Annotated in this window: 13 protein-coding genes; 5 read left to right on the top strand and 8 right to left on the bottom strand. The window is 64.7% G+C overall.

What is annotated here, in order from left to right; genetic code table 11:
* Window positions 1-27: 27 nt before the first annotated feature.
* Window positions 28-792, bottom strand: a complete 765-nt coding sequence (locus tag D0Y60_RS18815) for a GntR family transcriptional regulator (RefSeq protein WP_117371505.1) — start codon at window positions 790-792, stop codon at window positions 28-30.
* Window positions 793-950: 158 nt separating this feature from the next.
* Between D0Y60_RS18815 and D0Y60_RS18820 the strand changes: the two genes are divergently transcribed.
* The 5 genes from D0Y60_RS18820 (at window position 951) to D0Y60_RS18840 (ending at window position 5,990) form a co-directional block, all read left to right on the top strand.
* Window positions 951-1,937: an ABC transporter substrate-binding protein gene (locus tag D0Y60_RS18820; protein ID WP_117371506.1), complete on the top strand. Its 987-nt coding sequence runs from the start codon at window positions 951-953 to the stop codon at window positions 1,935-1,937.
* A 64-nt stretch (window positions 1,938-2,001) separates the two neighbouring features.
* The gene (locus D0Y60_RS18825; RefSeq protein WP_117371507.1) at window positions 2,002-2,781 is read left to right on the top strand and encodes an ABC transporter ATP-binding protein; all 780 of its coding nucleotides are present in this window, start codon (window positions 2,002-2,004) and stop codon (window positions 2,779-2,781) included.
* 5 nt (window positions 2,782-2,786) lie between these two features.
* On the top strand, window positions 2,787-3,710 hold the full coding sequence (locus tag D0Y60_RS18830; protein ID WP_117371508.1) for an ABC transporter permease: 924 nt from the start codon (window positions 2,787-2,789) through the stop codon (window positions 3,708-3,710).
* Window positions 3,711-3,719: 9 nt separating this feature from the next.
* On the top strand, window positions 3,720-4,967 hold the full coding sequence (kynU, locus tag D0Y60_RS18835; protein ID WP_117371509.1) for a kynureninase: 1,248 nt from the start codon (window positions 3,720-3,722) through the stop codon (window positions 4,965-4,967).
* Window positions 4,968-5,021: 54 nt separating this feature from the next.
* The gene (locus D0Y60_RS18840) at window positions 5,022-5,990 is read left to right on the top strand and encodes a pyridoxal-phosphate dependent enzyme (RefSeq protein WP_117371510.1); all 969 of its coding nucleotides are present in this window, start codon (window positions 5,022-5,024) and stop codon (window positions 5,988-5,990) included.
* A 3-nt stretch (window positions 5,991-5,993) separates the two neighbouring features.
* Here D0Y60_RS18840 and D0Y60_RS18845 read toward each other — a convergent pair whose 3' ends face one another.
* The 7 genes from D0Y60_RS18845 to D0Y60_RS18875 all read right to left on the bottom strand — a co-directional run bounded on the left by D0Y60_RS18845 (window position 5,994) and on the right by D0Y60_RS18875 (window position 13,030).
* On the bottom strand, window positions 5,994-6,680 hold the full coding sequence (locus tag D0Y60_RS18845) for an ABC transporter ATP-binding protein (RefSeq protein ID WP_117371511.1): 687 nt from the start codon (window positions 6,678-6,680) through the stop codon (window positions 5,994-5,996).
* Entirely contained in the window at window positions 6,677-7,426 is a 750-nt protein-coding gene (locus D0Y60_RS18850; protein WP_117371512.1) for an ABC transporter ATP-binding protein, read from the bottom strand. Before D0Y60_RS18850 ends, D0Y60_RS18845 begins: the two co-directional genes overlap by 4 nt.
* Window positions 7,419-8,390, bottom strand: coding sequence for a branched-chain amino acid ABC transporter permease (locus tag D0Y60_RS18855; protein ID WP_117371513.1), 972 nt, complete (start codon window positions 8,388-8,390; stop codon window positions 7,419-7,421). The genes D0Y60_RS18850 and D0Y60_RS18855 overlap by 8 nt, the downstream gene beginning before the upstream one ends.
* 7 nt (window positions 8,391-8,397) lie before the next feature.
* Window positions 8,398-9,318, bottom strand: a complete 921-nt coding sequence (locus D0Y60_RS18860) for a branched-chain amino acid ABC transporter permease (protein WP_117371514.1) — start codon at window positions 9,316-9,318, stop codon at window positions 8,398-8,400.
* A gap of 82 nt (window positions 9,319-9,400) precedes the next feature.
* Complete coding sequence (locus D0Y60_RS18865; RefSeq protein ID WP_117371515.1) at window positions 9,401-10,537, bottom strand: ABC transporter substrate-binding protein; 1,137 nt, start codon at window positions 10,535-10,537, stop codon at window positions 9,401-9,403.
* 39 nt (window positions 10,538-10,576) lie between these two features.
* On the bottom strand, window positions 10,577-11,413 hold the full coding sequence (gene kynA, locus D0Y60_RS18870) for a tryptophan 2,3-dioxygenase (RefSeq protein WP_117371516.1): 837 nt from the start codon (window positions 11,411-11,413) through the stop codon (window positions 10,577-10,579).
* Window positions 11,414-13,030 carry an AMP-binding protein gene (locus D0Y60_RS18875; RefSeq protein WP_117371517.1) on the bottom strand — a complete coding sequence of 539 codons (1,617 nt, stop codon included), beginning with the start codon at window positions 13,028-13,030 and terminating at the stop codon, window positions 11,414-11,416.
* Between the last annotated feature and the right edge of the window lie 83 nt (window positions 13,031-13,113).

Genomic DNA, 13,113 nt, shown 5'->3' on the forward strand with positions numbered 1-13,113 from the left:
GATGTTTGCACCGCTTGGACAGCGCCGTCATTTCGCGGCGTGCCGCGCGGAAGGTTGCGGCTCGGCGCGGTCGCCGTCCTCCGACTGGGCAAAGACGTTCACCGTCAGGCCGATGTGCTCGGTCATCAGGGCCTGCGCGCGCGCGGCATTCCGGTCGAGCGCAGCCTCCATAAGCTCGGTATGGTGCTCGATCGACATGGCGTCATGAAGCGCGGCGACCGCAGCCTCATAGCCTTCCGTCCGGCCCTCGGCCGCGCGGAGCGCCGGGGCAAGGCTGAGGAAGCGGTGATGGCGGCGCAGCTGGTCGGACACCGTCGCCTGGAAGCGCATGAGCCAGTTGGAGCGGGCCGAGCTAATAAGTGCCGTGTGGAAGGCGGCGTGCCGTTCATCCCACTCGTCGATCTCGCTCTCCGTCGCCGTTTCGACGGCGAGCTTACACCGCGACAGCCGGTAATGTGCGGTAACGACCTCCGATTCCCAGGCGCTGTCGCCGCTGGCGATCGATTCCAGCAGGAGCGGGATTTCCACCACCATGCGGGCGCGGGTCAGGTCCTCCAGCGCATCGAGGGAGACGGGTGCCACCGCAAAGCCGCGATTGCTGATCGCCGTCACCAGCCCTTCGGCCTCCAGCCGCGACAGCGCCTCGCGCAACGGTGTCCAGCCGAGTTCGTAGCGATCGCGGAGCGCGCTCAGCTTCATCGGCGCACCGGGCTTCAGCCGCGTCGCGAGGATATCGCGGCGCAGCAGGCGATAGGCGGATTCGGTCTTGGTCGATTGCTCGTGCTTTTGCATCGAGGCCCCTCAGCGCCGGCATGTCATGGATCGAATATATATACTTTTGCCCCCGTGATCAAAATATATATATTATTTGACAAGCCGTTCCACCGCCGCCATGATCCGCGCCAAGCCGCTGAAGAACGGCGGCCGCTTGTCATCTCTGGGAGGATTTCATGAGCAGGCTTACTAAGTCATTCGTTTCGGGACTGGTTCTGGCCGGCGCACTGGCGCTCGGCGCCGCAAACGCGCTCGCCGAGCCGATCCGCATCGGTATCGCCAATTTCGGCGAACACCCGCAGCTTGCCGCCTCGATCGCCGGCTTCAAGAAGGCGATGGCGGAGAACGGCTTCGTCGAAGGCACCGACGTCGTCTATACCGAGAGCCACACCAATTTCGACGCCTCGCTGGTGCCGCAGATGATCGCCAAGCTGCAGGCCGAACAGCCTAAGCTGATCTACACGATCACCACACCCGTCTCGCAGATCGCCAAGAAGGCGCTGGCAGGCTCCGGCATTCCGGTCGTCTTCTCGGCCGTCACCGATCCCGTCGCCGCCAAGCTGGTCCCCTCCTGGGAAGCGGGTGACGATGGCATGACCGGTGCGACCGACCTTCAGGACGTCGCCGCCGTCATGGAATTCGCCCACAAGCTGCTGCCGAACGCCAAGCGTTTCGGCGTGCCCTACAATCCGGGTGAGGCGAACGACGTGGCGCTGCTCGACAAGATCAAGGAAGCGGCCCCCGCAGCCGGTTTCGAGGTCGTTGATGTCGGCGTCGACAATGTCAACGACATCCAGCAGCGCATCGCCTCCTTTGCCGGCAAGGCCGACGTGATCTACACGCCCGCCTCCAACCTGCTCCAGCCGGCGATCGCCGCTGTTTCGGCCGCCGCCCGTCAAGCGCAAATCCCGATCGTCAATTCCGACGACGGTGCCGTGCGCGACGGCGTCGTGCCGGCCAGCTTTGCCGTGAACTACGAGCAGGTCGGCCTCGCCGCCGGCAAGATCGCCGCGGAAATCCTGAAGGGCAAGGACCCGAAGACCATCGCTCCCTGGCGTCCGGCCTATGAAGACCACAAGCCGCTGATCTCCAAGAAGACGCTCGCCGCCTTCGGCGTCGAAGTGCCCGCCTCGCTTGCCGATTGCGGCTGCCTGATTGACTGATCCGACCTTCGCGTCTATCCGGTGACGGCGCCTCAGCGCCGTCACCCATAAAAAGGGGAAGCCCATGCTGGAAATCCAGTCGGCGCGAAAAGTGTTCTACAAGGGACAGGCGGACGAAAAGACCGCCCTCAACGATCTCAACCTGCGGCTTGAAACGGGCGAATTCGGCGTCGTCATCGGCTCGAACGGTGCGGGCAAGAGCAGCATGCTCAACGCCATCTCGGGCGCGCTGGTGCTCGACAGCGGCAAGATCGTCATCAATGGCGACGATGTGACGGGTATGCCCGTGCACAAGCGCGCCATGCGGCTTGCCCGCGTTTTCCAGGACCCGATGAAGGGCACTGCTGCCTCGATGACGGTGGCCGAAAACATGCTGCTCGCGGAACTGCGCGCCAACAGGCGCACGCTGCGGCGCGGCCTCAACCCGGCACGCCTCGCCGCCTACAAGGAGCGGCTGTCGCTGCTCGGCCTCGGGCTGGAAAACCGGCTCGACACCCGCGTGGAACTGCTCTCCGGCGGCCAGAGGCAATCGCTGTCGCTGATCATGGCGGTCGGCGGCTCCCCGGAGCTGCTTCTGCTCGACGAGCACACGGCAGCGCTCGATCCGCGCACCGCCGACATCGTCATGCAAGCGACGATCCGCGCCGTGGAAGCCTTAAAACTCACCACGCTGATGGTGACGCACAACATGCAGCACGCCGTGGATTTCGGCCACCGGGTCATCATGCTCGATGCCGGCCGCGTGCGTCTCGAAATCGCCGGCGCCGAGAAGACGTCGATCACGGTCCCCGACCTGATCGGCCATTTCTCCGTCAAGACCGACCGCATGTTTCTGGCGAGCTGAGACCCATGGATTTCCTGCAAAACACCCTTGCGAGCTTTGTCTCGCTCGTTCCCGTCACGCTGGCGCAAAGCCTCATCCTCGCCTTCGTCGTGCTCGGCATCATGATCCCCTTCCGAATGCTGAGCTTTCCGGACCTGACGAGCGAGGGCGCCTTCCCGCTCGGCGGCTGCGTCTGCGGCGTTCTGATGGCGGCCGGCCTGTCGCCCCTGCCGGCGATCCTGATTGCGCTTCTCGCCGGCTTCGTCGCCGGCTGCTGCACCGCCTTCATCCATCTGCGCTTCCGCATCCATACGCTGCTGGCGGGCATCCTGATGATGACGATGCTCTACTCCATCAACCTGCGTATCATGGGCCGCTCGAACCTCTCGGTCTTCGGCTCGGCGACGGTGTTCGACTGGGTGCCGGGTCTGCAACCGGGCTTCCCGGCCAGCAAGATCGTGATGGCCGGCGCCTTCGGCCTCATCGTCTTCGCGCTGCTCCTGCATTTCTTCCGCACGGAAAAGGGCACGGCCGTGCGCGCCGTCGGCGCCAATCCCGATATGGCCGAGGCGCAGGGCATCAATGTCTGGCTCGCCACCATCGGCGGCGTCGGCCTTGCCGGTGCCTTCTCCGCCGCCGGCGGTGCGCTGATGGTGCAGTCGCAGGGTTTCGCCGACGTCAATATGGGTCTCGGCATCCTCATCAACGGGCTTGCCGCCCTGATGATCGGCGAGGCCATCGTCGGCAAGCAGAGTGTGCTGCGCCAGCTCGCCGCCCCCTTCGTCGGCGCTATCGTCTATTACCAGCTCGTCTCCTTCTGCCTTGCCGCCGGCATGCCGCCGCCGGACCTGAAGCTGGCAACGGGGCTCTTCGTGTTGGCCATGCTGGCGCTCCCGAGCCTCAAGCGCAGCCGTGGCCCGGCGCCCGCCCGCGAAACCGTTCGTGAATAGGATTTTCCGATGACTGCCATTCCCGACTTTTCAGCCGTCGAGGCCATGGACGCAGCCGATGCGCTCAGCGCCTTCCGGGACCGCTTCATCTTGCCGGATGGTTTGATCTATCTCGACGGCAATTCGCTCGGCGTCGCCTCCAAGGCCGCCTTCACCGAATTGCAGCAGGCCGCCACACAGGAATGGGGCCAGGACCTCATCCGCAGCTGGAACATCGCCGGCTGGTTCGACATGCCGCTGACGCTGGGCGACCGCGTCGGCCGGCTGATCGGGGCCGCCGCCGGCCAGACCGCCGTCTGCGACACGACCTCGATCAACATCTACAAGGCGCTGCATGCGGCCATGGCGCTACGGCCCGGCCGCTCGGTCATCGTCAGCGAGGGCGGCAGCTTCCCGACAGACCTCTACATGGCCGAAGGCGTACTCTCGACCCGGCCCGGTGGAACGCTGCGTCTCGAGGGCGTCGATGCCGACACCATCGAGGCGCTGATCGACGACAGCGTCGCCGTCGTGCTCGTCAACCACGTCAACTACAAATCCGGTGAGCTGCGCGACATGGCGGCGCTGACGAAGAAGGCGCATGACCACGGCGTGCTCGTCATCTGGGACCTGTGCCATACGGCCGGCGCCCTGCCCGTCGATCTCGACGGCGCCAATGTCGATTTCGCCGTCGGCTGCACCTACAAATACCTCAACGGCGGCCCCGGCGCCCCGGCCTTCATCTATGCCGCGACGCGCCACCACGGCGATGTCAGCCAGCCGCTCAGCGGCTGGTGGGGCCACGCCCGGCCCTTCGCCTTCGAGAAAAGCTATGCGGCCGGTAAGGGCATGCTCCGCTTCCTCTGCGGCACCCAGCCGATCCTGTCGATGCGGGCGCTCAAGGGTGCGCTCGACATCTGGGAAGAGGTCGACATGGCGGTGCTACGCCACAAGAGCCTCGGCCTGACCGACCTCTTCATCGCGCTCGTCGAAGAAAAATGCGCGGCGCATGGCCTGGAACTCGAAAGCCCGCGCGACCGCGCCAAACGCGGCAGCCAAGTCTCTTTCAGCCATCCGCACGCCTATGAGATCATGCAAGCGCTGATCGCCCGTGGCGTCATCGGCGATTTCCGTGCGCCGTCCACGATGCGCTTCGGCTTCACCCCGCTCTATGTCAGCTATGCCGATGTCTGGAAAGCCGTCGAAATCCTCGAGGATATCCTGACGACCGGCGCCTGGAAGGATGCCCGTTTCGCCGTGCGCGCGGCCGTGACCTGATTTTTCAGCTGCGGGCGGTTTTCCGCCCGCAGCGACGCATCCGGGGATTTCGTCATGACAGCACCACACCGCCCCAGCCTCGACTCGATCGCCGAAGCGCGGGCACGCATCGCTCCCCACCTCGCCCGCACCCCGCTTGTCAAACTCGATCTCGACCTGCCGGACCGGCAGATCTTCCTGAAGCTCGAGACCCTCTCGCCGATCGGCGCCTTCAAGCTGCGCCCTGCCCTCAATGCCGTGCTGTCGCGCGATCCGGCAAGCCTTTGCAATGGCGTCGCCATCACCAGTTCCGGCAACATGGCCTATGGCATGGCCTGGGCAGCGCGCCTCGCCGGTGTTCCGATGGTCGCCTACATGTATCGCGGCGCGCCGCAGACCAAGATCGACGGCGTGCGCGCGCTGGGCGGCGAGGTCCGTTTCATCAGCATGGAAACCTGGTGGGATTATATCATCGGCGCGGACCGGCCGGAGGCGCCGGAGCTGCTGATCAACCCGGTAACCGATCAGGCTGTGCTCGACGGCAACGGCTCCATCGGCATGGAGATCGCCGAGGACCTGCCCGACGTCGACGTGGTGCTGACGCCCTATGGCGGCGGCAGCATGACCACCGGCGTCGCCAGCGCCATCAAGGCGGTGTCGGCACGGGCGCAGGTCTTCGCCGTCGAAGACGACAGCGCCGCTCCCGTCACCGCAGCGCTTGCGGCCGGGGAAATCGTGACGATCGACACCCGTCCCTCCTTCATCAAGAGCATCGGCGGCCCGTCGCTCGTGCCGCAGCTCTGGCCCATCGCGAAAAAGCTGATCGACGGCGCCATCGCCATCAGTCCCGCTGAGATCACAGAGGCAATGCGCCTGCTGTTCCGCAAGGCCAAGATCGTCGCCGAGGGTGCGGGCGCTGCCTCGCTGGCTGCGGCCATCGCGCGGCCTGATCTCACCGGCAACGTGGTCTGCGTCATCTCCGGCGGCAATATCGACGCGGAAGCCTATTCCACCGTGCTCGCGGGCGGTATCCCGGCCGCCTGAAAATCAGACGCCGAGATAGCGGTCCTGCAAGTCCCGCGTCAGTGCTGCCGGGGCTCCCTCGAAAACCGTCCTGCCCTTTTCCAGCACGAAGCAGCGGTCGGCCACCGGCAACAATTCCGACAGCGTCTTGTCGACCACGAGGATCGATTGTCCCGCAGCCTTCAGCTTGCGGATCGCTGCCCAGATATCCTGTCGGATGACGGGGGCGAGGCCTTCCGTGGCCTCGTCGAGAATGAGAAGGCGCGGATTGGTCATCAGCGCGCGGCCGATGGCGAGCATCTGCTGCTCGCCGCCGGAGAGCGTGCTGGCATATTGATCGCGCCGTTCGCCGAGACGGGGGAAGAGGTCGACCACCTTCTCGAAGGTCCATTCGCTGCCGCGGGCGGTCGCGACGAGATTTTCCATCACTGTGAGATTGGGAAAGCAGCGCCGCCCTTCCGGCACGAGACCGAGGCCGAGTCTTGCGATCCGGTGCGGCCGCATGCCGAAGATCGCCTTGCCGCCGAAGCTGATCGAGCCGGCGCGCGGACGCACGAGACCGATGATCGAATTGATCGTCGTCGTCTTGCCCATGCCGTTGCGGCCCATCAGAGCGACGACCTCGCCCTGGCGGATATCGAGATCGACGCCGAAAAGCGCCTGCGAGGCGCCGTAGAAGGTTTCGAGGCCCTTGAGGGAAAGCAGGGTCACGCGGCTTCTCCCAGATAGGCGCGGCGGACTTCCGGGTCGCGGCGGATTTCATCGACCGTACCCGACGCGATGATGCGGCCATAGACCAGCACGGAGATGCGGTCGGCAAGCGCGAAGACGGCGTCCATGTCGTGTTCGACCAGCAGCATCGGCGCCTCGTGGCGCAAACGGTCGAGGAAGGTGGTCAGTTGCTTGGAGCCCTCCGGCCCCATCCCGGCCATCGGTTCGTCGAACAGAAAGGCTTTTGGCTGAAGCGCCAGCGCGATGGCGATTTCGAGCTGGCGGCGTTCGCCGTGGGACAGTTCGGCCGCCGGCGCATTCGCGCGATGAGCGAGACCGACGCGCTCCAGCATGGCCATGGCGGGATCGATCAGGCTCCTGTCGCTTGTTACCTGCCGGAAGAAGCGGAAGCTGCTGCCTTCTTTCGCCTGAACCGCCAGCATGACGTTGCGCAGGGCGGAAAATTCCTGCGCGAGCGAGGAAATCTGGAAGCTGCGGGCAAGGCCGAGCCGTGCGCGCGCCGCCATGTCGAGGCCGCCGATATCCTGGCCGAGAAAGCGGATCGTGCCGCTGTCGGCCTTCAACGAACCGGCGATCTGGTGGATCAACGTGCTCTTGCCGGCACCGTTCGGGCCGATCAGCGCGTGGATCTGACCGGGTTTGAGATCGAGGCTGACACCATCCGTCGCCTTCAGCGCGTTGAAGGACTTTTGGAGATCGCGGATTTCAAGGATCGGCTCAGACATGGCGCGGTTTTCCCGAAAGGAGGCCCAAAAATCCGCCGCGCGCGAACAGCACGATGCCCAGCAGGATGAGGCCGAGGAAGAACTGCCAGCGCTCGGTGATGCCGCCGAGCACATATTCGAGGCAGACGAAGATCATGGCCCCGGCGACCGGCCCGAACAACCGGCCCTTGCCGCCGAGAATGATCAACACCATCAGCTCACCCGACATGTGCCAGGACAGCATGGACGGGCCGACGAAGCGGTTGAGATCGGCATAGAGCGCGCCGGCAAGACCGGTGATCATCGCCGACAGAACGAAGGCGACAAGCCGGACCTTGAACGGTGGAATGCCGACGGCGGCGAGGCGCACGCCGTTCTGCCGTGCCGCCTGCAAGGCGCTTCCGAAGCGCGAGCCTTCGATGAGGCGGAAGGCGAGAAGAGCCGCCATGAGGACAACGAAGCAGATCAGGAAATAGGGCAGCGGCTGTGCGGTGTTGAGGCCGGGGAAGCTGTTTCGCACATAGATCGAGAGGCCATCCTCACCGCCATAGGCCGGCCAGGAGATGGCGAAATAGTAGATCATTTGCGCGAAGGCGAGCGTGATCATGATGAAATAGACGCCCGTGGTGCGCAGGCTGATCGCGCCGATCGGCAGGGCGACGAGACCGGCGACCGCGATGGCAACGAGCCAGATAAGCGGCATGGACGTCGTGCCGGGAATGCCGGCGAAGAGCGGTTCGGCATTGAAGGCATGGGTCGCCAGAATGCCGGCGGCATAGCCGCCGAGGCCGAAGAAGGCGGCGTGGCCGAACGACAGGAGACCGCCGAGGCCGAGCGCCAGATTGAGGCCGACGGCGGCAAGCGCCAGCACGACGACGCGGGTCGCGAGCGTCACATAGAACGGTTCCCCCATGCCGGCGGCAATCAGCGGCAGGGCGAGAAGCAGGGCTGCGAGCAGCAGGTTGATGGCGGTTTCGCGGGTCATCGGGCCCTCACGACTGCGCGGCGAACAGGCCGCTCGGCCTGAAGGCAAGGATCAGGGCCATGACGACATAGATCAGCATGGAGGCAAGTGCCGCACCGATGGTGGTGGCCTGCGCGGCGGGCATGGTGAGCGCGAGCAGCGAGGGCAGCAGGAAACGCCCCATCGTATCGACCACGCCGACGATGACGGCGCCGATCAGCGCCCCCTTGATGGAGCCGATGCCGCCGATGACGATGACGACGAAGGCAAGGATGAGCACCGGTTCGCCCATGCCGACCTGCACGGATTGCAGCGCGCCGACAAGCGCCCCGGCGAGACCGGCCAATGCGGCACCGAGTGCGAAGACCACCGTATAGAGCGTGCTGATATCGACGCCGAGCGCCGCGATCATCTCGCGGTCTGATTCACCGGCGCGGATGCGCATGCCGAGCCGGGTCCTGGAGATCAGCAGATAGAGGCCCACGGCGACGACGATGCCGACGGCGATGATGGCGAGGCGGTAGAGCTGATATTGCCCGCCACCCGGCAGCGGCACCGCGCCCTGCAGCAGTTTCGGGATATCGAGATAGAGCGGGAACGAGCCGAACAGCCAGCGCGCGCCTTCCGACAGGATAAGGATCAGCGCGAAGGTGGCGAGCACCTGATCGAGATGGTCGCGGTCATAGAGCCGACGGATCACCGCAACCTCGATCAGCGCGCCGACACCGGCCGCGGCGGCAAGGCTCGCGATGAGGCCGAGCCAGAAGGAACCGGTGGCGGAGGCAACGACGGCACAGGCGAAGGCGCCGATCATGTAGAGCGAGCCGTGGGCGAGATTGATCAGGCCCATCACGCCGAAGATCAGCGTCAGGCCGGCGGCCATCAGAAATAGCATCACGCCGAGCTGAAGCCCGTTGAGCAATTGTTCGATCAGGAGTGCGGTGAACACGGCGTCGAATCCAAGGTCGGGAGCGCGTGGGGCATGATCCGGGCGCGGCAAGCCGGCGCCCGGAGATCAAGCAGCGAAAACCTTAGAGGCCGCACTGTTCCGCGTAAGCGTCCTTGTGCTTTTCGAAGGCGGTCGCGATGATCTTGTTGGTCAGCACGTCGCCGTCCTTCACCACCTCGCGAACATAGATGTTTTGGATCGGGTGCTGGTTGTTGTTGAAGGTGAAATCACCGCGCACGGACTTGAAGTCCGCCGCCTTCAGCGCCGCGCGGAAGGCATCCTTGTCCTTGACGCTTGCCTTGCCGAGCGCCGAGACGATGAGATTTGCCGTATCCCAGCTCTGCGCGGCATAGACCGACGGCAGGCGGTTGTATTCGGCCTTGAAGGCCTGGACGAAGGCCTTGCTCGCCTCGTTGTCGAGGTCCGGCGACCAGCTGGCGGCGTTCTTCACGCCGAGAGCGGCATCGCCTACGGCCGGCAGAACGTCCTGGTCGAAGGAGAAGGCCGGGCCCATGACCGGGATGCCGACGCCCGACTGGGCATATTGCTTCATGAAGGCGATGCCCATGCCACCGGGCAGGAAGAAATAGACCGAATCAGCACCCGACGCGCGGATCTGCGCGATCTCGGCAGCATAGTCCGTCTGGCCGACCTGGGTATAGACCTCACCCGACAGCGCGCCCTTGTAGTAGCGCTTGAAGCCGGTCAGCGCGTCCTTGCCGGCGGGATAGTTGGGCGCCAGGATGAAGGTGTTCTTGTAGTCCTTGTTGGCGTATTCGCCCATGCCTTCATGGAAATTGTCGTTCTGGTAGGCGACGTTGAAATAGTTCGCATTGCAGTTCGCACCGGCCAGCGCCGAAGGGCCGGCATTGGGCGAGAGATAGATGACGTCCTGCGCCACCGTGTTCGGCACGACGGCCATGGCGAGGTTCGACCAGATAATGCCGGTCATCAGGTCCACCTTGTCGCCCTGGATCATCTTTTCGGCGATCTGCACGGCCAGTTCCGGCTTCTGCGCGTCGTCCTCCACGACGAGCTCGATATCCTTGTTGCCCGACTGCTTGATGGCGAGCTGGAAGGCATCGCGCATGTCGATGCCCAGACCCGCGCCGCCGCCGGAAAGCGTGGTGATGACACCGATCTTGACCGGCTCGGCATAGGCAAGGCCGGATGTCGCGAGCGAAAGACCGAAAAGGCTTGCCGTCAGAATGCGCTTCATGCTGTTCTCCTCATATAACCAGGTTTTTATCGTTTTCTATCAAAGGTCTGTGCGAACATGCCATAGCTCGGGGAAGAGTTCCACTTCCAGCATCTTCTTGAGATAGGATGCCCCCGACGTGCCACCGGTGCCGCGCTTGAAGCCGATGATGCGCTCGACGGTGGTGACATGGTTGAAGCGCCAGCGGCGGAAATAATCCTCGAAATCGACGAGCTTTTCCGCGAGCTCGTAGAGCATCCAGTAGCGCTGCGGGTTGCGGTAAACGGTCTGCCAGGCGGCAAAAACCTTGTCGTTTTCGGTACGCGTTTCGCGCCAGTCCCGGCGCTCGGCTTCTTCCCCGATGTCGAAACCGTTGCGGGCGAGAAGCCGGATCGCCTCGTCATAGAGCGAGGGTGCCGCCAGGATCGCCTCCAGCTTTTCCATCAGGTCGGGGCGGTGCGCATGCGGGCGCAGCATGGCGAGGTTGCGGTTGCCGGCGAGGAATTCGATGGCGCGGTATTGCCAGGACTGGAAGCCGGAGGACTGGCCGAGGCTTTCGCGGAATTCGGTATATTCGCTCGGCGTCATGGTGCGCAGCACGTCCCAGGCACTGTTCAGCTGCTCGAAGATGCGCGCGACCCGCGTCAGCATCTTGAAGGCCGGCTCCAGCCGGTCCTCGCGCACCGCGCGGATGGCCGAACTTATCTCGTGCAGCGCGAGCTTCATCCAGAGTTCCGAGGTCTGGTGCTGGATGATGAACAGCATCTCGTCATGCGCCGTCGAAAGCGGCTCCTGTGCGGTCAGCACCTTTTCCAGCATCAGATAGTCGCTGTAGGACATGCGCCCTTCGAACGACATCTGCGCGCCTTCCTTCGAGGGGTCGTAGGGCTTGCTCATTCAATGCTCCCGCAGGCGAAAACGCTGGATCTTTCCGGTCGCCGTCTTCGGCAGAGCCTCCAGGAATTTCACCGAGCGCGGATATTTGTAAGGCGCAATCAGTGCCTTCACATGGTCCTGCAACCGCTTGATCGTCGCTTCGTCTGCCGAGACGCCGGCTACCAGCACGACATGGGCCTCGACGATCTGACCGCGGTCGCCATCCGGCGCGCCGACCACGGCGCATTCGGCCACGTCGGCATGCGCAATCAGCGCTGCCTCCACTTCCGGGCCGGCAATGTTGTAGCCGGCGCTGACGATCATGTCGTCCGAGCGGGCGGCGAAATGGAAGAAGCCGTCCTCGTCCTGGAAGAAGGCATCGCCGGTGAGGTTCCAGCCGTCGCGGACATAGTCACGCTGGCGGTCGTCGGCCATGTAGCGGCAACCGGTCGGGCCTCGCACGGCCAGTCGTCCGACCGTGCCGCGCGGCACTTCCTGCATGTCCTCATCGACGATCCGCGCTTCGTAACCACCAACCGGCTTGCCGGTGGAGGCCGGCTTGCGGTCTTCGAAGCGGTTGGAGATGAAGATGTGCAGCATTTCGGTGGCGCCGATGCCATCGAGGATCGGCTTGCCGGTCTTTTGGGTCCATTCCTCGAAGACGGGGCCGGGCAAGGTTTCGCCGGCGGAGATGGCGACGCGCAGCGACGAGAGGTCGGCACCGGCATCCATCGCCTTCAGCATCGCGCGATAGGCGGTGGGCGCGGTGAAGGAAATCGTCGCCTTGTAGGTCTCGATGATCTCGACCATCTGCGGCGGCGTCGCCTGTTCAAGCAGGGTCGCGGCGGCACCGAAGCGCAGCGGGAAAATGGCAAGGCCGCCGAGGCCGAAGGTGAAGGCGAGCGGCGGCGAGCCGACGAAGACGTCCTCCGGCGTCACGCCGAGCACGTCCTTGGCATAGCCGTCGGCAATCATCAGCAGGTCGCGGTGGAAATGCATGGTGGCCTTGGGTACGCCCGTCGTGCCCGAGGTAAAGCCGAGCAGCGCCACGTCATCGCGGCCGGTGTGCACGGCCTCGAAGATCACGGACTTGTCGAGGGCGGCCCGGTCGAGTTCGGCGTCGTGATTGGCGGTGCCGTCGAAGCCGATGACCTGTTTGAGGTAGCGGCTGTCCTTGGCGCAGGCGATCATCTCGTCCATCAGGCGCGTGTCGCAGAGCGCCAGGCTGATCTCCGCCTTGTCGACGATCTTGGTCAACTCCCCCGCACGCAACATCGGCATCGTGTTGACGACGACCGCGCCCGCCTTGGTGGCGGCGAGCCAGCAGGCGACCATGGCGGGATTGTTGGCCGAGCGGATGAGGATGCGGTTGCCGGGCTTCACGCCGTAATTCTCGACCAGCGCATGGGCCAGCCGGTTCGTCCAGTCGGACAGTTCCTTGTAGGTGCGGCGGCGGCCGTTGCCGATGAGGGCGGTGCGATCGCCGAAACCCTTGGCGACCACCGCATCCGTCAGCTCGACGGCGGCGTTGATGCGGTCGGGATAGTCGAACCCTTCGAGCAGGAAATCCGGCCATTCCTCCGGCGGCGGCAGGTTATCGCGGGTGAACGTATCGACGTGAGCGGTCGGTCCAAGCATGTGACGGCTATTCCCCCTGTTCGTGCCGGCCCGCATGGTCAAAGCCGGCCGGTCAACACGCCGCGCGGTGCCCCACAGCCGGG

Origin of the sequence: Shinella sp. WSJ-2, from assembly GCF_003432075.1 — a bacterium.
Classification (GTDB): Bacteria; Pseudomonadota; Alphaproteobacteria; order Rhizobiales; family Rhizobiaceae; genus Shinella.